This is a genomic window from Chitinophaga sp. S165, from assembly GCF_003182155.1.
In the GTDB taxonomy this organism is placed as follows: domain Bacteria; phylum Bacteroidota; class Bacteroidia; order Chitinophagales; family Chitinophagaceae; genus Chitinophaga.
In genome coordinates this window covers 311,371-334,756 of record NZ_QGTG01000002.1, presented here as the reverse complement: position 1 = coordinate 334,756, position 23,386 = coordinate 311,371, and the positions used below count along the sequence as shown (strand labels likewise).

Below are 23,386 nucleotides of genomic sequence, written 5' to 3'. Positions count from 1 at the left end.
TATGAAGGTATATGCTGTTATAGTAATTTACAATGGGTTAAAATGGATCGACAAATGCCTGGGAAGCTTGTTAAGCTCGCAGACGGGCGTCGAGCTCATTGTTATTGATAACGGATCTACCGACGGGTCCATTGATAAAATTGAGAAAGACTATGCGCAAAGTGTCAGGTTCATTAAATCCGGTGCCAACCTGGGATTTGGAAAGGCTAATAATATCGGGATGCAGATTGCACTGGAAGAAGGCGCCGATTATGTATTCCTGCTGAATCAGGATGCCTGGGTGGAACCGGATACGATTGGAAAGCTGGTAGATGTTGCGGGAAGGAACAACAGGTACGGCATCGTCAGTCCGGTACATTTGAACGGCAGTTACTCGGGATTGGATTATAATTTCTCACTGAACATCACACCTGAAAAGTGCCCCGGATTCTATTCCGATACTTTTGTGGGGAAACATGCGGATATCTACCCGCTGGAATTTGTCAACGCTGCTGCCTGGCTTATGTCCCGGGCCTGCCTGCAGAAAACAGGGCTCTTTAATCCAGCTTTCTTCTTTTATGGAGAGGATAATAACTATTTGCAACGGGTGAAGTTCTACGGGTTTGGTATCGGTATAACGCCGGCCTGTACCATATGCCATGACCGGGAGCAGAGAAAAGGGAAACTGAATTTCAAGTCTCTGAAGTTAAAAGAAAGGACCCAGTCACTTATTATACTATTAAATATTAACAGTAGTTTCCCCCGTGCCATTCTATCGTTTATGAAAGAGCGGCTAAGCGGAATTTTCCGTAGTATTTTTAAAAAGGAGGTCCGGATGGCCGGATATCATTTTGGGGAGATCGTCTTTTTATTGACCCATGGGAGAATGCTTAGCAGGAACCGGCAGGCATATTCCCGTCCGTTCGCCTGAAAATAGGGTCTATTACTTACTATTATTTCTGCCAGATCTGGTAACTGTTGTTGGCGTCTCGTTCTAACCCAGCATTTCCTTTCCGGGGATAAGGTCATATGAAAATATTTAATGGACTGTAAAGTGCGGACTGCCTGTCAGAAAGCTGTAGTAATCTGTAGAATTGATAAATTGGGCCGCTATTTGCATGTTTTGTCCTCCCATATTAGAATTATTTAGTTGGTTTCCATCCTCTTAACATTTATATGTTATTTTTAATAGATTTGCACCGGATTTTGCTGCAATCTGGATACGGACAATTGTGGAAGTTTGAACTGATATTATTTAAAGGAATAGTTATTATCTGATAGTTCATGTTTAAGAAAATAATACTACTACTGTTACTCATTACTGCTGGATACCATGTTAATGCCCAGATGCCCACTTCATCTCAATTGAGCCAGATGAAAGTTGACAATCTGTCAGACGATCAGATCAGGCAATTGGTTGGGCAGATGAAGAGGAACAATGTAAGTTATTCACAAATAGATCAGTATGCAGCTCAGAGAGGTATTCCCGATACCGAGGTTGCAAAACTGAAAGCGAGGATACAACAACTAAACCTTGATCGCGAATTAAGCGGAACCCAGACTAAAAATGATAACTCCTTACTGACAGATTCTACCAGCCGCCGGTATGATGGGCAGTCGGGTGATACCCTGTACTACTGGCAGGAAAAATACAAACAGTTAAAGTCGAAAGAAGAGTTTGAAAAGGAACTGAAGAGAAGGAAAATATTTGGTACAGAATTATTCAGCAATCAGAACCTGACCTTCGAACCCAATCTTCGTATGGCGACGCCTCCTAATTACAGAATAGCCGCAGAAGATGAACTGATCATTGATGTATATGGTTATTCCGAAGTGCAGCATAAGCTTAAAGTAAACCCGGAAGGATATGTACGAATCCCTTATCTGGGACCGGTGTATGTGAACGGACTTACAATGGATGAAGCAAAGGAGCGTATCACCAAGCAATTAGGGACCATTTACGGAGGAATCAGGACAGGCAACACGTCTGTACAATTATCCCTGGGCAATATCCGTAGTATCAGGGTAACGCTGATTGGAGAAATTACCCGCCCCGGTACATATACCTTACCGTCGTTGGCTACTGTGGCCAATGCATTGTACGTGTCTGGCGGACCTAACGAAAATGGGTCTTTTAGAAGTATTGACGTAGTGCGAAATGGTAAGAAAATGGCCACTTTTGACCTGTATGATTTCCTTTTACACGGTGATCTGACTAACAACCTTGTACTTCAGGACCAGGACATTGTGAAAGTGAATCCATATAAAATGAGAGTGGAACTTTCCGGTGAAATAAAACGGCCTGCAATATTTGAAGCGAAAGAAGATGAATCCTTACAACAGGTGTTAGATTTTGCAGGAGGGTATACCGATAATTCTTTCAGAGATGTAATACGGGCTTTAAGGGTCAATAATAAAGAAAGAGAATTTGTAAACATACCGGCAGATTCTGTCGCAGCTTTCAGATTAAGATCGGGAGACAGGTTCTTTGTAGATTCTATCGTTAACCGTTTCACCAACCGTGTAACAATAGCGGGGGCTGTTTTCCATCCTGGCGACTATGCCCTGGAAGCAAACATGACTGTTAGCGACCTTATAAAGAGAGCGGATGGTTTACTGGAAGTTGCAGCTACATCAAGGGGGGTGATAAGACGCTTAAAGGATGACTTTACACCGGCGATTATCAATTTTAATGTACTGGACGCGCTGGCAGGCAAAGAAAATGTGCCATTGCAAAGGGAAGATAGTGTGATCATATTTTCCAAGCTGTCTATCCGCGAGCAATATCTGGTAAAGATTGACGGAGAAGTTAATCAGCCGGGATATTTCGCTCATGGAGAGGGAATGCGCCTGGAAGATCTTATACTGCTGGCAGGAGGTTTGAAAGACGCGGCGAGTTTGAAGCATGTGGAAATCGCCCGCAGGATCCGTACAGGAGGTGCTTACGACTCCACTGATTTCCGTCTGGCTATTACAGAGCAGTTCGATATTAACGCAGATCTGTCAACTAATCCTTCGGCGGCGGAATACGTTTTACAGCCATTTGACGAGGTAACCGTGCGCAGGTCCCCTTCTTATAAAGAACAGGCAAATGTGCTCGTGGACGGAGAAGTTGTTTATCCTGGTATTTATGCCATCAATACGCAGAAAGAGCATATTTCCGATATCATTCGCAGAGCAGGCGGTCTAAAGCCGGAAGCTTCGGCAGAAGGCGCTGTATTGCTGCGTAGAACTTTCAATAACCAGGAAGACAGTACTTTCCTGCTAAGCAAGCTGGAGATCTTTTATAATAAGGTAAAGGATAGTATTGACGTGGAAAGAACAAGAGCTACTGTAAATCGTAATGAGCAATTATTGGGAATACAGCTTGACGAGATCCTGGCCCATCCTGGCTCTAAATATGACCTCTTTCTGGAACAGGGAGATGTTATCAGGGTCCCTAAGAAATTACAGACAGTTCAGTTTTTCGGAGAGGTATATTTCCCTAAGAAAGTAAGGTTTGATAAGGGCTTCACATTCCGTAATTATATCCGTGCAGCAGGTGGATTTACATCACAGGCATTAAGAAGAAGAAGTTATATAGTGTATGCCAACGGGGAGGTTAAAAGCACCCGGAAGATGCTCTTCTTTAATAGTTATCCGAAGGTTAAACCTGGAGCGGAAATATATGTACCGACCAAACCGGAGCGTAAAGGAATGTCTGCAGCAGCAGTGACTGGCCTGGCAAGTGCAGTAGCTTCCATTGCATTGGTTATCGTGACTATCATAAACACAACTAAATAAGAACTGACACGAGCCACCCGGTTAATTTGTAAAGAAAAATTTATGGAACAACATTCGTTACCTGCAACGGACACTAAGGAAGAGATTTCATTAAAGGAGCTGATCCTGAAATTTCAGGAATGGTGGCGGTATTTGCTGAGTAAATGGTTGATTATAGTTATAGTGGGCATTACAGGTGGTGCTCTCGGTTTGACATATGGTTGGCTTCAGAAACCTAAATATCTCGCGGAACTAACGTTCGTACTGGAAGAAGGTAATAAATCCGGTGGGCTGGGAGCGTATGCAGGTATCGCCAGCCAGTTTGGGATCGACCTGGGTGGAATGTCTGGTAGCAGCGGCGTTTTTGCGGGAGATAACATTATTGAATTTCTGAAGTCCAGGTTGATGGTAGAAAAGGCGTTATTAAGCGAAGTGGTAGTGGATGGAAAATCAATGACGCTTGCGGAATATTATATCGATGTGACTGATATGCGTGCGAAATGGGTGAAGGATACAGCGCTTAAAAATCTTCATTACCCCCTGACGCAGGGAAGAACAACATTTACTTTAAAGCAGGACAGCGTTTTGCGTGAAATGTATAATGGATTGCTGATGTCAAATCTGGTAGTAGAAAAAGTGGACAAGAAACTCAGCTTTATATCGGTTAACTGCATTTCAGGCGATGAATTCTTCTCCAAAGTATTTACAGAACACCTGGTAAAAGAAGCGACTACCTTTTATGTGAATACAAAAACGAAGCGTTCCAAAGCAAATGTCGACTTGTTACAAAGCAAGGCCGATTCGATAGAAAGGCTCATGTACAAAAAGACCTACTCTGCCGCGTTAAGCCAGGACCTTAACCGGAATCCGGGCAGAAGTGTGGCATCTGTTGAAACCGAAGTAACTACCCGTGACAAGATCGTTTTACAGACGATGTATACGGAAGTGGTAAAGAACCTCGAGCTGAGCAAGTTGTCAATGGCACAGGAAACACCTCTGATACAAATAGTGGATACACCTATCCTGCCATTGAAGAAGCAGAAATTGGGCAAATTAAAAGGATTGATAATAGGAGGTATTTTAAGTGGTTTCCTGATCGTTGTTTTTTTAATTCTTAGACGAATCTATAAGGAGATCATGTCTTAGCCGATATTGTTTGGATATTGGCATCAATGCCGATAGTGACGGGATATGTCTTATTTCATATACAGTAATTTTGATGGAAAGAAAACAACCACTGGTATCAATTATAACGGTAGTTTTTAACGCGGCGGAAGTTCTGGAAAATACAATTAAAAGTGTTCTGGACCAATCCTATCCTAATATCGAATATATCATCATAGACGGTGGTTCCAAAGATGGAACCGTTGATATCATCAAAAAATATGAAAAGGATATTGCCTACTGGGTGAGTGAGCCGGATAAGGGGATCTATTACGCCATGAATAAGGGAATAGACAGAGCGAGAGGGGAATGGATCAATTTCATGAATGCGGGAGATTGGTTTTATAACCGGGAATCCGTAGCTGCAGTTTTCGCCGGACCTGAGCTGAACGGTTTCGATATTGTATATGGAAATACGGAAAAACGAAGAGCGGAAAACAGCGTGATATATATACCAGGTGATGCCAGCAATTTCTACAAGAGACTGATGATACACCAAAGTACTTTCTCACGTGCGGAATTGAACAGGAAATATAAGTTCGATACCAGCTACAGGGTGTCGGCCGATTTTGATTTCATGTTCAAGGTTTTCTTCTACAAACATAAAGCACTGCATGTGGATGTTATTGTGTCGAGTTTTGATCTTGTCGGATTCTCTCACCATAACAGGTACATCGGATTTAAGGAAGATATAAGAATAGCGTTAAGTCACAAAGGAAATTTCTGGCTTAGCCTGAGAGTATGCCTCTTCTATATTTATATCATCGCAATAGGTAGGATTATTGACTTTTTGAAAAGGTATTTCCCTAAAGTATATGCAGGACTAAAGAAGCTTAAAGGATAAAGGTATTTGCACATATGGTTCCATACTATCTTTTTTTTATGTTTTTTGGCTTGTCTGCCTGCCTGGATTATTTGAGGCCGGATGATGACGCGGTCAAAAAGTTAAAAAATGTAGTATTTGTTCTGGGCTTCTTCTTTATACTTTTCTTTGTAGGCTTCCGGTATAAGATAGGTAGTGACTGGTTAGTATACATTCAGCTATATGAGCACGGCACACCTTTTCTTGACTTATTGCAGGGGCATAATCTTGCATTCACGGAAGACTTTACCGAGCCTGGATATAAACTGTTCGCGGCACTATGCCATGATATCGGGTTGGACTTCGGGATGTTTGTATTTCTGATCACGTTGTTCAATACGATATCGTTATTCACTTTTCTTCATAAAAATGGATTCAGGAACAAGCTTGTTTTCCTGGCCATTATTATGATCCTGACTGCGATCATTGAATTTGATATTTTGAGACAGTCTATCGCCTTTCACGTCGTACTGTTTGCATTTGTAGGCGACCGGATAAAACCGTTCAGATTCTATGCACTTGTAGCGCTGGCGATGATGTTCCACTATACGGCGGTGATCTATATCGTTTTTTACTTTTTCCAGAAATGGAACCTTACTAAAAAAGGGCTAATATTCACAACTGTACTGTATTTCGTTTCGTTATTTGTCACATTGCCCCTGATCACCTCCTTTCTGCAGCTGATACAACCATTTGCGGGCGGCGTGCTGGGGGCAGTCATTGCGAAAGGGCAGAGCCTTATAAAGGGGTTTGAATTTTCGCGCAATATCAGTTTTACGTCATTGCTGAACCTGATGTTCCTGGTACTGCTTAGCATGAATATTGAAAAACTTAAGCTTGCATTTACAGAGTCAATACTCTTAAAGATGTTCATCTTTTACATCCTTTTGAATGTGGGATTGAAAGAAGTACAGGAGGTAGCAGACAGGTTCTCTTATTATTTCACCTTCGGGATTGCGTTTATGTTTGCTATGCTGACAGGACTTATCAGGATCAGGGAGAAGAAAATGCTGTTGATGCTGACACCCGCGATATTTATTATGATGCGATTACAACTGCATTTCAAGCGGGAGTCAATCAGGATTGGACAAACGCCGTATAGAAACTACTTTTTCATAGATGAAACTGATGAGAAATTGATCAAAATGCGGTATGATCTGATGCAAAGCAAGAAATTAATGGAGGATGAGGGAAAGAAGAACTAGTATAACATTTTTAGTACCGGGAAGAGGGACGAAACCTGTGGGTGGCTTTAGGGTAGTTTATGAATATGCCAACCGGCTACATGCTGAAGGATATCATATATCAATAGTGCACCTGGCGTGGTTATATAAAACGAATCCGTTATTAGCAGGTATCGGAAGGTATTTTTATTGTCTCTTCTTTTATCCGTTCCATAAACAATGGCTGCCACTGGCGAAAGGGATAAAAAATAAATGGATTTTCGCACCTGTGGCTCCGCTTATTCCTGATGCCGATTATATAGTGGCTACATCATGGGAAACATCGGAGTATGTGGCCGCCTATCCTGACAGTAAAGGAAAGAAGTTATATCTTATCCAGGCCGACGAATCTGAGTTTACCTATGTGGCCCAAAAGGGGCAGGTACAGAGGGCGCTGGATACCTGGCGTCTGCCATTACATATGATCGCCATCTGCACCTGGCTGAAAGATAGGATACAGGAAATGGGAAGTCCCAGTACGGTGATCTTTAACGGGTTGAATTTTAAGGAGTTTTATGTTTCGACGCCTCCTGCAGAACGTGACCCGGCAACTGTAATGATGCTTTACCACTTTTCGCCCCACAAAGGCTGTGAAGAAGGTATCCGCGCATTGCGTCTTGTGAAAGCACAGATACCTGCATTGAAAGCAACGTTTTATGGTATTCCCCCCAGACCCGAAGGCCTGGAGGAGTGGATTGAATACTATCAGACACCGTCAAGAGAGACACTCCGGGAATTATATAACCGGACAGCAGTTTTTTTGTCGCCTTCACATTCGGAAGGATGGGGCTTGCCGGTTTCAGAAGCGATGCAATGCGGTTGTGCTGTAGTGACGACCAATATCGGTGGGTTCAAAGATTTTGTAAGTGATAATATAAATGGGCTTTGTTTCAATGTAAGCGATATTGAAGGAATGGCCGCTTCCCTGCAGAAATTAATTACAGACCGTGACCTCAGATTGGCTTTCGCAGAACGGGGCCATAGTGATATCCAGCAATTCACCTGGGAACAGGCCGTTGCTAAATTCATACACCTGCTTAAAACGATCGACTGAGATGATTTCTGTATGCATGGCTACATATAACGGGGAATTGTTCATCAGGGAGCAGATCAACTCCATATTGCCTCAACTGGGGCAAGGTGACGAATTGATCATTTCGGACGATGGCTCTACAGACAGCACGGTAGAAATAATTAAAGGAATAGAAGATAGCCGGATCAAATTGCTGCATGGCAATTTCCGCAACGTGATAAAGAACTTTGGCAATGCATTGTCTAATGTTTCGGGCGACTTCGTCTTTCTGGCAGACCAGGATGATATATGGGAGGAAAAGAAAGTAGAACGGAGCCTCGAAATATTAAAAGAATATGACCTTGTGGTCAGTGATTCGGTTATTGTAGATGAGCATTTACAGCTGTTGTATCCTTCTTTCTTCGATTTCTATGGATCAGGAAAGGGAATGCTGAAAAATGTTCTCAAAAGCACCTATTTTGGATCATGCATGGCATTCAGGCGTTCTCTCCTGCAGCAATCATTGCCTTTTCCTGATACAAGGGAGATCGGACATGATCTCTGGATCGGATTGGTAGGTGAAATGACCGGGAAGGTCTGTTTTCTGAAGGAACCATTGATTAAATACAGGCGGCATAATACGGCATTCACGAGCGCAGGTACAGGTAAAAGTAACCGGCGCTTGTATGTGAAATTGAAAGGAAGGGTTATTATGGCGTGGGAAATAACAAAGTTTTATTTGAATTATAAGTTATGCAAAAAGGGTTAGTGTCTATAATTACCCCTGTTTATAATGCAGGGAGATTTGTACATGAGACAATTGAGTCTGTAATGGCTCAGACATATCCGCATTGGGAAATGATCCTCGTTGATGATGGATCGAAGGATAATAGTGCAGAGATAATTCGCAGTTATGTACAAAAGGACAGCAGGATCCAGCTGTTTTCACAACCTAACGGAGGTTCTGCCGCTGCCAGGAATAATGGTATTAGGCGTGCCGCCGGACAATACATTGCATTACTTGATGCAGATGATCTTTGGAATAATAATTTCCTGGAGAGCCAGCTTGCATTAATGAAGAAACATGATGCATGTCTTGTGTACGGTTCTCACAGAAGAATTGATGAGCACTCGAAAGAGTGCATGAGGCCATTTATAGTGCCCGAAAAAGTCAATTACGACAGCCTGTTGAAGACATGCTCAATTTCCTGTCTGACCGGCTTGTATGATATAACTCAATTCGGCAAAATGTATTTACGTGAAGACCTGAGAAGTCTGCGCGATGATTACGTGTACTGGCTGGAAATATTAAAGAAATGCAAAGTAGCATACGGAAATAAGGAAATAATTGCCAGTTACAGGGTATTGAGCAATTCTACTTCAGGTAAGAAGAAGAAGGTGATCAAGCCACAATTCCTTGTTTACTATAAGATAGAAAAACTGGGACTACTTAGAAGTATTTATTACCTGATACATTGGGCCGTTAATGGTTATTCAAAATATAGAGCATGAAAAATTATGATTATTTGGTAGTTGGAGCTGGATTGTTTGGAGCGGTATTTTCCAACGAGGCACATAAAGCAGGAAAGAAATGCCTGGTTATTGACAAGAGGAATCATATCGGTGGAAATGTCTATTGCGAAAACGTAGAAGGTATCAACGTTCATAAATATGGTGCTCATATATTCCATACAAGCAACAAAGAGATATGGGATTATGTAAACTCTTTTACTGAGTTCAACAGATATACAAACTCACCTGTTGCTAACTATAAGGGAGAATTGTATAACCTTCCATTCAACATGAATACCTTTTATCAGTTGTGGAAAGTAACTACTCCTGAGGAAGCGAAGAAAAAGATCAATGAGCAGGTTAGCAAGCTTGGTATAACTAATCCCGAGAACCTGGAAGAGCAGGCCTTGTCGCTGGTTGGAGAAGATATCTATCATAAACTGATAAAGGAATATACCGAAAAGCAGTGGGGAAGGTCTGCCAGGGAATTGCCTGCATTTATTATCAAAAGGCTTCCGTTGCGTTTTACGTTTGACAATAACTATTTCGACGACAAATACCAGGGGATACCAGTAGGCGGTTATAATGTACTGGTGGAAAAGATGCTGGCCAACGCAGATGTACGACTGGGTGTTGATTTTTTTGAGCAGAGAAATGAATTGTGCGCGCTCGCTGATAAGGTAGTGTACACAGGCATGATAGATCAGTATTTTGATTATCGTTTTGGTAAACTTGAATATCGCAGTCTTCATTTTGAACATCAGCATCTGCCCATCGCTAACTACCAGGGTAATGCTGTGGTGAATTATACCGATAAGGAAACGCCGTTCACCAGGATCATCGAGCATAAGCATTTTGAATTCGGTACACAGCCAAGCACTGTTATCACGAAGGAGTATCCGGTAGAATGGACAGATAAGCAGGAGCCTTACTATCCGATAAATGATAGCAAAAATGACGATCTTTATAAAAAATACAGGGAGCTTTCTTTGAACGAGAGTAACGTGATATTTGGAGGACGGCTGGCCGAATACAAATATTATGATATGCACCATGTTATTGCGCATGCCCTGAAAAAAGCAAGAGTTGAATTAGACAGTGCTAAATAATGTTATGAAAAAAGCGTTAATCACAGGAATTACTGGTCAGGATGGTGCATACCTTTCTGAATTGTTATTAGAGAAAGGTTATGAGGTGCACGGTATTAAACGCCGTAGCTCATTGCTGAATACGGACCGTATTGATCATCTATACCAGGACCCTCACGAAACCAATGTACACTTTAAGTTGCATTATGGTGATCTGACGGATTCCACTAACCTTATACGTATCATTCAGCAGGTACAGCCTGATGAAATATTTAACCTGGGAGCAATGAGCCATGTTCAGGTAAGCTTCGAAACACCTGAATATACAGCGAATGCAGATGGAATTGGTACGCTCAGAATATTAGAGGCTGTTCGTTTGCTGGGGCTCACCAAAACTACTAAGATCTATCAGGCGTCTACGTCCGAATTATATGGACTGGTACAGGAAGTTCCTCAATCGGAAAGAACTCCGTTCTATCCGCGTTCGCCTTATGCCGTGGCAAAAATGTATGCATACTGGATTACAGTGAACTATAGGGAAGCCTACGATATGTATGCCTGCAATGGTATTCTGTTTAACCATGAAAGCCCTTTACGCGGTGAGACTTTTGTTACCAGGAAGATCACCAGGGGAGTAGCAAAGATCGCGCTTGGCATGCAGGAGAAGCTGTTTATGGGTAACCTGGATGCAAGAAGGGACTGGGGCCATGCAAAAGATTATGTGGAAGCGATGTGGTTAATACTTCAGCAGGAAAAGGCGGAAGATTATGTGATCGCAACAGGTATAACAACACCTGTAAGAAGCTTTATCGAAATGGCCTTTGCAGAAGCAGGTATCGAAGTGGTGTTTGAAGGAAAGGGAGTAGAAGAGAGAGGCATTGTGAAAAGCGTAGTATCAGGTAATACACATGTGAAACCAGGACAGGAAGTAGTGGTGATCGATCCGCGCTACTTCAGGCCTACTGAAGTAGATCTGCTGATCGGAGATCCTACAAAGGCTAACGAACAACTAGGATGGAAGCCTAAATATGATCTTCCTGCGCTTGTAAAGGAAATGGTGGCGGCTGACCTGGCGCTGTTCAAAAGGGAAAAATTATTGAAGGATGCCGGATATAATGTCCTGAATCAATACGAATAATAGCATGGAAAGGCATAATAAAATATATGTAGCAGGTCATCGCGGAATGGTGGGATCGGCTATTGTAAGAAGACTTGAGAAAGAAGGTTTCGGAAATATTGTTACCAGGACCTCGGCAGAACTTGATCTCAGAGATCAGGCAGCTACGGCAGCTTTCTTTGAGAAGGAGAAACCTGATTATGTGTTCTTAGCAGCTGCTAAAGTAGGCGGTATTGTTGCAAACAATACCTACAGGGCAGAGTTCCTGTATGAGAACCTGATGATACAGAGTAATATCATTCACTCCGCATATCAGCAGGGAGTGAAGAAACTGATGTTCCTCGGCTCTTCCTGTATATATCCTAAAATGGCTCCGCAGCCACTAAAAGAGGAGTACCTGCTCACGGGGCTGCTGGAACCTACCAATGAGCCATACGCCATTGCAAAGATAGCCGGTATAAAAATGTGTGATGCCTACAGGGCGCAGTACGGTTGCAATTTCATATCCGTAATGCCTACCAATCTGTATGGTCCGAACGATAACTATGATCTGAATAATTCTCACGTTCTGCCTGCATTGCTACGAAAGTTTCATGAGGCAAAAGTACAGGGATCAGCGCAGGTAGTAGTATGGGGAACAGGTAGTCCGTTGAGAGAATTTTTGCATGCCGATGATATGGCGGATGCATGTTTCTTTATCATGCAAAATTATAACGAAGAGGGGCTTGTTAATGTTGGTATCGGAAAAGATCTCAGCATCAAAGAACTGGCTATAATGATAAAAGACATTGTGGGATATGAAGGCGAGCTGGTATTTGATATCTCAAAGCCTGACGGAACGCCAAGAAAGCTGATGGATGTCAGCAAGCTCAATAGTCTCGGCTGGAAAGCAGGTATAGATCTTAAAGCTGGAATAAGCAGCGTATATCAGGAATTATTAAAGACTGTCTGGAAGTAACAACCAGACAGCCTTTTTTAGCCCTGGCTTGTTTGCATACATTTGAGATAGAGGTTATAAACCGAAGCAGAACATTGCTCAATGGTATATTTTTCAACCGTGTCCAGTGCATGTTTTATAAGAGACGCATACTGACTTTTGTTATCTACAAGGGACAGCATTTTTTCAGAGAGCTCATGATAGCCCTGATCATACAAAAAGCCATTATAACCATCTGTGATAATTTCTTTGGTACCGGCTGCATTAAAGCCTATCACCGGAATGCCATGACTCATAGCTTCTATCGTAACCCGTCCCAGCGCTTCATTTTTTGAGCACATCAATAAACAACTGGCAGATGAATATACAGCTTCGATGTCTTCTATAAACCCTGTGAATGTTACTTTGTCTTCAAGGTGGTGCGCCTTCGTGAAGTCGATAAGTTTTTGGACATAAGCATCTGCACCTGTTCCGACAATCATTAGTCTGACCTTATCTGAGCGCTGTTGTAAGAGATGAAATGCCTGTAATGCCTCCATCTGATTTTTTTCACTGTTTATATGACCTACTATCGCGAAAGTGAATACTGGAGCGGTTGACGCTGTATCCAATGTATGCAGGAGGTCCGCTTTATTGTGCTGTAATGCCTGATGGGATATAATGCCGTTGTAGATAAGCTCTTTATACCGGGGCCGGGCTGTGGCAACCCGTTCGTTATATATCGCTTTGCTGATCGCTACAATAGCAACAGCCTTATTCAGCCAGTATTGGAAATAAGCATATCCAAAATTGTATTTGATCCTGTAATCTGCCCAGCCGAATTCACGTATATGCCATATCAGCGGCTTTTTCATCCGCCATGCGAAATATGCTCCGATGAACGTAGCGGATGAATTGACGTGAATGATATCACAGTCTTTGAAGAAAGAGGAGTGCTTTAAAACAATATAACAGTTGTGCAGGAACTTGATCATTCCTTTGCCTGTTTCCTTGATCTTTGTTATTAATCCGGCGTTACCTTTTTCCCTGACATGGATCTCATTATAAAACGGGATGACGGTGTAAGGGATGTTTTTCGCAGCAGCAACTTCTGTTATTTTGCCGGCCGCTGGTACCACCAGATGAATGTCAATGTCGTAAGAAGACAGGCCCGATAACAAATTCAATAGGGATTTATTGGCGCCATATAGCTCTGTATAATGGGTAATGTAAATTATTTTCATTTCCGGCTGTATAAACCCGTTATGGATCTTTGTTATCTGTTCCATGCAAAGAAAACTATTTTACATCTATTTATCTATTTTTCATCCCCTGCGCCGCGTCTCATCTATTCTTTTCTTAATATATTTTTTGATGCATAAGGTTATAAATGATTGAATCTATAGAATATAGTACTATGGCTAACGCACCTAAACACTTATATTTGCAGCTGGCAAGCAAATTCTTCCTTATGTTCAAGAAATGTATTACCCCTGTGTTTGTTCTGGTTTGCTTAAGTATCCCTTTTAGCTTAACTGTGCATGCACAAATCGGCCGTCAGTATTCACTGGGCTTTTATCAATCAGGGTCGGACAGCAATGGTTATCACTCTTCGCTGCGAGACTATTCCATCGAACCTCATTTTGATCTCCCGAAGGGAGATACGACGCGTAAGCAGAGCTGGTTATACAGGAAGCTATTCCGCGAGCATCTGCTGGAAGTCCAAGAAGACGACTATACATTTTATGCCAGCATCCTGCCGGACCTTACCGTAGGTCATAGCAATGATAATGGTACAGTATGGTTAAATACCCGTGGTGTTATTGCCGGTGGTACCATCGGAAAGAACCTGACCTTCCGTGCGGAGTTCTATGAGAACCAGGCGAAGCTGCCTGCTTATCTCGATGCGTTTGGCCGTGCTAATAAGATCGTACCTGGACAGGGAGAATGGAAGTCATTTTCAAATGGTAAAGCATTCGACTATGCATATTCATCAGCACTGATCGATTATAAGGCTGGCAAACATTTTACATTCCAGCTGGGCTACGACAGGAACTTTATAGGAGACGGTTACCGCTCTATGTTACTGTCTGATGCTTCTTTCAATTATCCGTTCCTGAAAGTGATCGCTAACCTGGGTAGAGTGCAGTACACCACGATGTGGGCGCAGTTCATAGATATGCAGTATCCGAAAGCATCCTACGATAATGGCTACAGGAAGAAATGGGGTGTATTCAATTACCTGGACTGGAACGTAAGCAAGAAGGTCTCTATCGGTTTATTCGAAGCCGTGATATGGCAGGACTCTGACTCTACCGGTAAACGTGGCTTTGATGCCAGCTACCTGAACCCGATCGTGTTCCTGCGTCCTGTAGAGTTCTCCGTAGGCTCTCCTGACAACGCGCTGTTAGGTCTGAACGTTAAGTATGCACCGTCCAGGAACAGCACTTTCTATGGGCAGTTTATTCTTGATGAATTTAAGTTCAGCGAAGTGACAGCCGGTAAAGGCTGGTGGGCCAATAAATTTGGGGGACAAGCAGGTTTCCGTTCCAACAATATCTTTAAGGTGCCTAACCTGAACATCCTGACGGAGGTGAACGCTGCAAGACCATATACTTATTCCCAGCGTACCACTTTAAATAACTATGGTCACTATAATCAGCCATTAGCGCACCCGATGGGAGCCAACTTTGTGGAATGGGTGAATATTGCAGACTACAGGTATAAACGCATCTTCCTCCGTGGACAGATCACACTGGCCAAATACGGACTGGATACAGCAGGTACGAACTTCGGTAAAGACATTAATAAATCTTATACCACCCGTACACTGGATTTTGGAAACCACATCGGGCAGGGACTCAAAACTAACCTCTTATACGTACAAGGTACAGCCGCTTACCTGCTGAACCCGAAGTATAATCTCCGCCTGGAAGCATCAGTTACTGCCAGAAGAGAAAGCAACGACATGTGGAAAACAAGGGAACTGGTTTTCCAGGTTGGACTGAGAAGTTCCTTCCGACAGTTATATTACGACTTGTAAGTACTTGAAAAATAAATCACTAAAAAGCCCTCTGGTTTGCCAGGGGGCTTTTTTATTTCCGGTAGTGAGGCGTCCTGACATTTTACTAACTTCGCGCCATGCATTATGTTACGGTTGAAGGACTCACAAAAACTTTTGGCGCAGGGCCGCTTTTCAAGGACATTTCTTTCCATATAGAAGAGGGGGATAAGATAGCCCTGGTAGCCCTGAATGGCGCCGGTAAATCAACATTGCTCCGTATTCTGTGTGGACAGGATACGCCTGATGCCGGTACGGTATGGATCCATAAGGGCGTGACTGTGGTAATGCTGGAGCAGCAATCCGAATTTGACGCGGGGAAATCTATCTCCGAGAATATATTCTCCCAGACACATCCTGTACTGGCTGCAATCAGAGACTATGAATTGCTGACCGACGATGAAGAACAGGAGCCGGATATCGACAAGCTTACCAGTGCTATTGAGCGCATGGACGAGCTGAATGCATGGCATTTCGACTCCAAAGTGAAACAGATCCTCGGGAAACTGAATATTCACCACCTGGACCAGAAAATGGGCAGCCTTTCAGGAGGCCAGCTAAAGCGTGTGGCGTTGGCCAAAGTGCTGATAGATATCGGATTTGAACACCGTCATACCCTGCTGATCATGGACGAACCTACCAACCACCTGGATGTAGGTATGATCGAATGGCTGGAAAATTACCTTGACCAGGAAAAAGTGACCCTACTGCTGGTAACACACGACCGTTACTTCCTGGACAGTGTATGTAATGAGATCATGGAAATTGACCAGCAGCAGCTGTTTATTTATAAAGGAGATTACGAGAATTACCTGGAAAAGAAAGCCACCCGTGAAGAACAGGACAAGGCCAGTGTGGAAAAGGCAAGGAATGTTTTCCGGAAGGAACTGGAATGGATGAGGAAACAGCCTAAGGCCCGTACCACAAAATCCAAATCCCGCATAGACGCTTTTGAAGATGTGAAGGAAAGGGCCAGTGTACGGCTGGAAAGACAGCAACTGGAACTGAATGTGAAAATGACCCGCCTCGGTGGAAAGATCATAGAGCTGAAGAAAGTCTACAAATCTTTCGGGGACCTGAAGATCCTGAAAGGATTTGATTATACCTTCAAAAAGGGAGAACGTGTCGGTATTGTCGGAAAGAACGGAGTAGGTAAGTCCACCTTTGTTAATATGCTGCTTGGGCTGGAGCAACCAGACTCTGGTAAGATCAATACCGGGGAAACAATTGTTTTCGGTAACTATGACCAGCGTGGTCTCATTGTAAAAGAAGACATGCGGGTGATCGAGTTCGTAAAGAACATCGCTGAAAACTTCCCCCTGGCTGACGGCACCAAAGTGAGCGCCGCTCAGTTCCTGCAATTATTCCTCTTTACACCAGAAAAGCAGTATACCTACATTTCCAAGTTAAGCGGAGGAGAGAAAAGAAGATTGCACCTGTTGAGTATCCTGTTCCGCAATCCTAACTTCCTGGTATTGGATGAGCCTACGAATGACCTTGACCTGCCGACGCTCAGCATCCTGGAAGAATTCCTTTTAACGTATCAGGGATGCATTGTGATAGTAAGCCACGATAGGTATTTTATGGATAAACTGGTGGATCACCTGTTTGTATTCGAGGGAGGGGGAGAAGTGCGTGATTTTCCTGGAAACTATACCCAATACAGGGAGTGGGAAAAAGAACAGTCAGAAAAAGGTAAGGAAGAGGCCCGTAATGAGAATAAAGCGCCTGAAAAGCCTGTGGTAGCAGTAGCTGCTCCGGTGGCAGAAGCAAAAAAGATGTCCTTTAAAGAAAAGAGAGAGCTGGAATTGCTGGAGAAAGACATTGCGGCACTGGAAGCTGAGAAAAAAGATATAGATGCAAAGATGGCTGCCGGCGATCTGCCATATGAAAAACTGGAGCCGTTAGCCCGCCGTGTTGGGGAGATCATTCAGTTACTGGACGAAAAGGGAATGCGTTGGCTGGAGCTTAGCGAGATGAATTGATAAAAATTACTAATAAATAAAATAGTAAGGGACGTCGTAATGGACGTCCCTTTGCTATTTTGTTACTGTTCTTTCTTATCTCTTATCTGGGAGGGTTTCAGGTAAACCTTCTTACCCTTATCATCCACATAGTATTTTCTGTCTTTTTTATCGATGTATACCGTCTGGCCGTCCGGGCCTTCTTTGCCTTTATATGTCTTATCGGTGATCTTCATAGCACCCTTTACCGCTACGGAGGCTGTTTTGTTACCTATCTGCTCTCCTTTTTTACCGATTTTTTTTGCCGTGCTGTCGATCCCCTGTGCCATACCCTGCTGGCCGAAGAAAAGGGCGGAAGCCGTAATTGTAGCGGCCAGTAACCCCCTATGCAGTGTTTTTGAGTTCATAACAATAGATTTAAAAGTTGTGTAAAATCAACGCGAATATTATTATTCAATTTTGATGCCAGCAACATCTTATATATTTTTAGAGGCCACCACACATGACATCATATATTAAAAGGTAATAGTTGGAGGAGATCTGGTATACCGAACTTTCAGATCAGGAGCTTTGGAGCAGGCTGATAAATGGCGATGAAGGCGCTTTGGCCTTCATTTATAATACATGGTTCCCATCACTATATAAGTACGGGATGAAGATACACGCTGATAGCAGCGTGGTAAAGGACTGTATTCACGATCTGTTTGCCGGATTATGGTATAGCCGGGCTAATCTGTCGGTTACAGACAGCATTAAATATTATCTGTTTGCATCGCTCAAAAGGACTATCGCGAAGCACTCCAGGAAGGAGGGCGTATTCTCCCTGTTTGATAGTTTGGGTGCAGAACATCACTCCCATATGCCCTCACATGAGCAAAAAATAATAGATGAGCAGGCCATCGATGAAAGAAGACAGAAGCTGGCCCGGGTAATTGAAAAATTGCCTAAACGTCAGAAGGAGATTCTTTATCTACGGTTTTACGAAGGACTATCCGCTCAGGAAACGGCCGATATCATGTCATTAAGTGTTAACTCCACATATGTATTATTATCAAAAGCATTGAATTACCTTAAAAACCATAGTGGAGAATTGATGGTTTTAATCACTTATTGGGGCGGACAACACAGGAGTTTCTAAATATTTTAAGGTTTTTTAAAAAAATATCGAAAAAGACGCTAAGATTTTTCGAATTCGTTGCTTTATCTATATAAAGCTTAACTGGAGTATCCCTGGCTATGGATTATAAAGATTACACAGTAAAGGATTTTCTGCACGATGAATTGTTTCGTAAATGGATAGAACGTCCGGACCACGATACTAATGCGTTTTGGGAAACCTGGATGCATGAAAACCCTGATCATCGTGCTACAGTTGAGCAAGCCCGCGACATACTATTGCTGATAGGTACGGAAGAGCATATCCCTACTGCTGAAGATCAGGCGGAAGTCTGGAGCCGGATTGCCTATACCATTCATGAAACTCCTGAAAGAAGAGTTGGCGCTGGTATATGGCGTTATGCCGCAATTTTCCTGGGTGTATTAGCGATGGCAAGTGCTGCCTGGTTTTTCCTGCACCGGGAGAAGCCGGTGATGATCACTTATGCGACATCTTATGGTGAGACTAAAAGAATAGTATTGCCGGATAGTTCTGTAGTAAGGCTGAACGCAAATTCCGCCCTCAAGGGTACCATCAGCAAAAATGGCCAGCGGGAAGTCTGGCTGGATGGAGAAGGTTTTTTCTCCGTTGCTCATGAAACTAATAATGCGCCGTTCCTGGTGCATACTTCAGATGTAGATGTACAGGTGCTGGGCACTGAATTTAACGTGAATACCAGAAGGGTAATGACACGTGTCGTACTGAATAACGGAGCCGTAAAGTTAAAGCTGAACGGAGAAGGCCTGCAGGACATTAATATGAAGCCGGGAGAAATGGTGAGCTATTCTACGAAAACCAATCAGCTGTCCCGCAGAAAGGTGAACCCTGCAGATTACAATGCATGGCTTGAGAACATGCTCATTTTTAATGAGACGCCTATCGCAGAAGTGGCGGTAGCAATGCAAGAGAATTTAGGTGTGAATTTATATATAGAAGATCAGGATTTACAGAAAGAGTTATTTACAGGTAGTATACCAATGTCGGATGTCGATGTATTTTTTAAAACTTTGTCAAGATCCCTGCATGTGGTTATCGTAAAGAAGGACAATAAAAGCTATAGCATCAGAAGAAAGAAAACCTAATCAACATTAGTTTATAAAAATCGACCAACCTTAATCTATTGCTTATGCCTGGAAATTACTTTAGGTGTATGGGGAGTTATGCTGCCCTGTTATTACTGTTGCCGGCCATGGGACATGCTGCAGCAGATGGAAATTATTATAGTCGACAGCAACCGCTGTTTACTTCAGTTGGCATTAATCAGCACGAGGACCAGCGGAAAACATTGAAGGATATTCTCGCTTCACTAGAAACCAGGTACAAAGTTAGGATCAACTACATCGGACAGAATATCGGGAGTATTCAAACCGATGCGCCAGCCGCAAAAGGATCATCTGAAAAATTCATACAGTATCTGAACCGGTTCCTGAAACCACTCAAATTAGAGGCGGAAGAAGCAGGTGCGAACGTGTATATTATATACAAACAGGAAACTCCCGCTCCTGCACCTAAACCTGTAGTACCAGCAGAAAAGAAACCAACTGAGGAACAGCAGAAACCAGTGGCGGTTACTATTACCGGTATCGTAACTGACGATGCAGGTGTATCTCTGCCAGGAGTAACCGTAATGGTAAAAGGAACTTCCAATGGTGTCCTGACCAGCAACGATGGTAAGTATGAACTGAGAAACGTGCCTGAAAATGCACATATACTATTCAGGTATATCGGCTTTAAACCGCAGGAGATAATATTAAAAGGACAGACTGTACTTAACGTCAGACTTAAAACTGACGTACAGGCGGTAAAAGACGTAGTGGTAACGGGGTACTACGAAATCAAGAAAGAAAGCTTTACCGGTATTGCCACTGTATTAACGGCTGATGATATAAAGAAAGTGAATCCGCAGAACGTTCTGAGCAGTCTTCAGTCGTACGATCCCTCCTTTAAACTTGTTGAGAATAATATTCTTGGATCTAATCCAAACAGGATTCCCAATATCAATGTAAGAGGAACAACAGCGTTACCCAGTGCAGACGTATCCAAGTTAACGAGGAACAGTATGCTGACCGGCGTTACTAACCAGCCAACTTTCATACTGGATGGTTATGAAGTGAATGTTCAGTCTATCTTCGACCTTGACCCGAACAGGATCGCTTCCATTACTTTATTAAAGGATGCTGCTGCAACAGCTATTTATGGATCAAGAGCTTCAAATGGTGTTGTAGTTATCCGTACAAAGACGCCCAAAGAAGGTAAACTGACAGTGAACTATGGTTACGAAATGACATTGAATGCTCCTGATCTTTCGGATTACCGTTTACTGAATGGGGCTGACAAATTAGAGTATGAAAGACTGGCAGGAGTGTATTCCAGCAGTCCTGTAGAATCTCCGCTCAATCTGGAAATGCAATATAACGAGAAGAGGAAAAATGTATTGAGAGGAGTTAATACTTATTGGTTGTCGCAACCATTGCAGGTTGATCTTGGACATAAGCATTCCCTGTATCTGGAAGGAGGAACACCAACAATAAGATATGGTGTTGACCTGCGTTATCAGTCCAATAATGGCGTAATGAAAGGATCTTACAGAAAACGTTACGGCATTGCTGCGTCCTTGTCTTATAGCGTACAGAATAAGCTCCAGTTCAAGAACCTGATCTCCGTATCACAGGTAGATGGAAGAGAATCTCCTTACAGGGAGTTTTCCAAGTACGTACAGATGAACCCTTACTATCCAAAAACTGATTCTCTCGGCCGCCTGTTGCGTGAAGTCGATAAATGGCGTTACAGAGATGGCGATGTCAAAACCCAAAGTGTGCTGAACCCGATGTATGAAGCTACTACCGGTAGTTTGGAGAAGTCTGAGTATCTGGAACTGATGGATGCCTTTTCCGGTGAGTGGACAATTGACCCCGCTTTAAGATTAAGAGGACAGATAAGTTTGACTAAGAGAAGATCTACAGCAGATAATTTTGTTTCTCCTTTGAGCAATGAGTTCTTCTACGAAACAGGCGACAATCTGAAAAACCGTGGCCGCTATACTTATTCCGATGAAGATTTCTGGCAGATAGATGGTAGCCTGACATTAAGCTATTCAAAACAGGTCCGTAATAATTTCATTAACCTCTCATTAGGTACGAACATACAGGACCGTAGTAACGATAGTAAAACTTTCGTAGCGCAGGGTTTTTCTAATGACAGATTCCCGCAGATCGGATTTGCACGTACTTATGCTTTAAACGGTGCTCCTTCCGGAGAGTATACACAGGATCGCCTGTTGGGTACCTTCCTCTATGCGAACTATTCTTATAAAAATAAGATCCTGATGGATGGTACTGTTCGTCTGGATGGTTCTTCTAAATTCGGAACTGACTCAAGAATGGCTACATTCTGGTCTTATGGTTTAGGTTGGAATGTGCATAATGAAAAATTCATTCCACGTAAAGTGATCTCCCAATTGACGATGAGAGCAACTACCGGTTTGACAGGCGACGTGTCTTTCCCGTCCTATTTATCCAATACCACCTACCAGTATTACAGCAATGACTGGTACTCCACCGGCGTTGGCGCCATATTCAAGGCCTATGGTAACAGCGCTCTGAAATGGCAACGTACCAAGAATTATGATGCAGGTTTCGAGTTAGACCTGTTCAACGGACGATTCTATATCTATCCGCGTTATTATTATAAACTGACCAAAGACCTGCTGGCAGATATCATTGTTCCACCTTCTGCCGGTTTCACTGACTACAAAGCCAATCTGGGTGAAATGGTGAACAGGGGCTTTGAGGTAAACTTCCGCAGTACTGTGCTGAGAGGAAAGGATTGGTCTTTCAACCTGTTTGCAAACCTTGTAACTAATAAGAACAAGATCACGAAGATCTCTAATGCACTGAAAGCCTATAATGACAAAGTGGACGACAAGCAGGAATCTGACGCTAATCTGAATTCCGTTCCATTATTGCGTTTCCAGGAAGGTCAATCTTTGAACACTATCTATGCGGTACGGTCAATGGGGATTGATCCAGAAACCGGTAAAGAGATCTTTGTTAAGAAAGATGGCTCCTATACCCACGTTTATAGTGTTAAAGACATGGTGCCTGTGGGGGATATGACCACTAAGGTAGAAGGTACTTTCGGTACCAGCGTGTATTATGGTAACTGGCTGGCAGAGGTAAGGTTTTACGGTAAAGGCGGCGGAGATCTTTACAATCAGACCCTGGTAGACCGTGTGGAGAATGCTGATCCAAGGTATAACGTAGATGCGCGTGTATTGGAATCCCGCTGGAAGAATCCCGGTGATCATGCACTGTTTAAAAACATTGCCGATCATGGAACTACCCGTACGTCTTCCCGCTTTGTACAGCGTGAAAATGTAATTGAGTTGAGGTCAGTATACCTGGCTTACAACGTTCCTCCAGCGGTAGCGAAGCGTTATAAGATGAATAATCTGCGTTGCGCGCTTAACCTGAACGACCTATGGAGAACATCCAGTATTCAGGCTGAAAGAGGAATAGATTATCCGTTTGCAAGAACCTTCACGTTCTCATTATCCACCCAGTTCTAAAAA

At 43.0% G+C, this 23,386-nt stretch carries 18 protein-coding genes; 16 read left to right on the top strand and 2 right to left on the bottom strand.

Annotated features, from left to right (window positions below; all coding sequences use genetic code 11):
* Nucleotide 1 precedes the first annotated feature (1 nt).
* The 11 genes from C7475_RS09500 (at nucleotide 2) to C7475_RS09450 (ending at nucleotide 12,677) form a co-directional block, all read left to right on the top strand.
* A complete protein-coding gene (locus C7475_RS09500; RefSeq protein ID WP_110053128.1) occupies nucleotides 2–910 on the top strand; it encodes a glycosyltransferase family 2 protein in 909 nt (302 codons plus the stop codon).
* A 443-nt stretch (nucleotides 911–1,353) separates the two neighbouring features.
* Complete coding sequence (locus C7475_RS09495) at nucleotides 1,354–3,762, top strand: SLBB domain-containing protein (protein ID WP_158286468.1); 2,409 nt, start codon at nucleotides 1,354–1,356, stop codon at nucleotides 3,760–3,762.
* Between the two features lie 42 nt (nucleotides 3,763–3,804).
* The gene (locus C7475_RS09490) at nucleotides 3,805–4,887 is read left to right on the top strand and encodes a lipopolysaccharide biosynthesis protein (RefSeq protein WP_110053126.1); all 1,083 of its coding nucleotides are present in this window, start codon (nucleotides 3,805–3,807) and stop codon (nucleotides 4,885–4,887) included.
* A gap of 73 nt (nucleotides 4,888–4,960) precedes the next feature.
* Nucleotides 4,961–5,749 carry a glycosyltransferase family 2 protein gene (locus tag C7475_RS09485; RefSeq protein WP_110053125.1) on the top strand — a complete coding sequence of 263 codons (789 nt, stop codon included), beginning with the start codon at nucleotides 4,961–4,963 and terminating at the stop codon, nucleotides 5,747–5,749.
* A gap of 38 nt (nucleotides 5,750–5,787) precedes the next feature.
* Nucleotides 5,788–6,972, top strand: a complete 1,185-nt coding sequence (locus tag C7475_RS09480; RefSeq protein ID WP_158286467.1) for an EpsG family protein — start codon at nucleotides 5,788–5,790, stop codon at nucleotides 6,970–6,972.
* The gene (locus tag C7475_RS09475; RefSeq protein ID WP_110053123.1) at nucleotides 6,953–8,044 is read left to right on the top strand and encodes a glycosyltransferase family 4 protein; all 1,092 of its coding nucleotides are present in this window, start codon (nucleotides 6,953–6,955) and stop codon (nucleotides 8,042–8,044) included. Before C7475_RS09480 ends, C7475_RS09475 begins: the two co-directional genes overlap by 20 nt.
* 1 nt (nucleotide 8,045) lies before the next feature.
* Nucleotides 8,046–8,771 carry a glycosyltransferase family 2 protein gene (locus tag C7475_RS09470; protein ID WP_110053122.1) on the top strand — a complete coding sequence of 242 codons (726 nt, stop codon included), beginning with the start codon at nucleotides 8,046–8,048 and terminating at the stop codon, nucleotides 8,769–8,771.
* On the top strand, nucleotides 8,756–9,514 hold the full coding sequence (locus C7475_RS09465) for a glycosyltransferase family 2 protein (RefSeq protein WP_110053121.1): 759 nt from the start codon (nucleotides 8,756–8,758) through the stop codon (nucleotides 9,512–9,514). The genes C7475_RS09470 and C7475_RS09465 overlap by 16 nt, the downstream gene beginning before the upstream one ends.
* Nucleotides 9,511–10,623: a UDP-galactopyranose mutase gene (gene glf, locus C7475_RS09460; protein WP_110053120.1), complete on the top strand. Its 1,113-nt coding sequence runs from the start codon at nucleotides 9,511–9,513 to the stop codon at nucleotides 10,621–10,623. Before C7475_RS09465 ends, glf begins: the two co-directional genes overlap by 4 nt.
* Nucleotides 10,624–10,627: 4 nt before the next feature.
* A complete protein-coding gene (gene gmd / locus C7475_RS09455) occupies nucleotides 10,628–11,740 on the top strand; it encodes a GDP-mannose 4,6-dehydratase (protein ID WP_110053119.1) in 1,113 nt (370 codons plus the stop codon).
* Between the two features lie 4 nt (nucleotides 11,741–11,744).
* On the top strand, nucleotides 11,745–12,677 hold the full coding sequence (locus tag C7475_RS09450) for a GDP-L-fucose synthase (RefSeq protein WP_110053118.1): 933 nt from the start codon (nucleotides 11,745–11,747) through the stop codon (nucleotides 12,675–12,677).
* 17 nt (nucleotides 12,678–12,694) lie between these two features.
* On the opposite strand, the gene C7475_RS09445 is transcribed toward C7475_RS09450, so the two are convergent.
* Nucleotides 12,695–13,924, bottom strand: a complete 1,230-nt coding sequence (locus C7475_RS09445; RefSeq protein WP_110053117.1) for a glycosyltransferase family 4 protein — start codon at nucleotides 13,922–13,924, stop codon at nucleotides 12,695–12,697.
* A 182-nt stretch (nucleotides 13,925–14,106) separates the two neighbouring features.
* Here C7475_RS09445 and C7475_RS09440 point away from each other — a divergent pair, with 182 nt between their 5' ends.
* Together C7475_RS09440 and C7475_RS09435 are read left to right on the top strand one after the other, a co-directional pair.
* Nucleotides 14,107–15,678 (top strand): hypothetical protein, encoded by a 1,572-nt coding sequence (locus C7475_RS09440; RefSeq protein WP_110054021.1) that lies wholly within the window; start codon nucleotides 14,107–14,109, stop codon nucleotides 15,676–15,678.
* Nucleotides 15,679–15,776: 98 nt separating this feature from the next.
* Nucleotides 15,777–17,681 carry an ABC-F family ATP-binding cassette domain-containing protein gene (locus C7475_RS09435; RefSeq protein WP_110053116.1) on the top strand — a complete coding sequence of 635 codons (1,905 nt, stop codon included), beginning with the start codon at nucleotides 15,777–15,779 and terminating at the stop codon, nucleotides 17,679–17,681.
* Between the two features lie 62 nt (nucleotides 17,682–17,743).
* Here the strand turns inward: C7475_RS09435 and C7475_RS09430 are convergent, their stop codons facing one another.
* On the bottom strand, nucleotides 17,744–18,067 hold the full coding sequence (locus C7475_RS09430; RefSeq protein ID WP_110053115.1) for a hypothetical protein: 324 nt from the start codon (nucleotides 18,065–18,067) through the stop codon (nucleotides 17,744–17,746).
* A gap of 122 nt (nucleotides 18,068–18,189) precedes the next feature.
* Here C7475_RS09430 and C7475_RS09425 point away from each other — a divergent pair, with 122 nt between their 5' ends.
* The 3 genes from C7475_RS09425 to C7475_RS09415 all read left to right on the top strand — a co-directional run bounded on the left by C7475_RS09425 (nucleotide 18,190) and on the right by C7475_RS09415 (nucleotide 23,383).
* Nucleotides 18,190–18,798 (top strand): RNA polymerase sigma factor, encoded by a 609-nt coding sequence (locus C7475_RS09425; RefSeq protein ID WP_110053114.1) that lies wholly within the window; start codon nucleotides 18,190–18,192, stop codon nucleotides 18,796–18,798.
* A 98-nt stretch (nucleotides 18,799–18,896) separates the two neighbouring features.
* Nucleotides 18,897–19,898, top strand: coding sequence for a FecR family protein (locus C7475_RS09420; RefSeq protein WP_110053113.1), 1,002 nt, complete (start codon nucleotides 18,897–18,899; stop codon nucleotides 19,896–19,898).
* 68 nt (nucleotides 19,899–19,966) lie between these two features.
* Nucleotides 19,967–23,383, top strand: a complete 3,417-nt coding sequence (locus C7475_RS09415; RefSeq protein ID WP_233259806.1) for a SusC/RagA family TonB-linked outer membrane protein — start codon at nucleotides 19,967–19,969, stop codon at nucleotides 23,381–23,383.
* The last annotated feature ends 3 nt before the right edge of the window (nucleotides 23,384–23,386 follow it).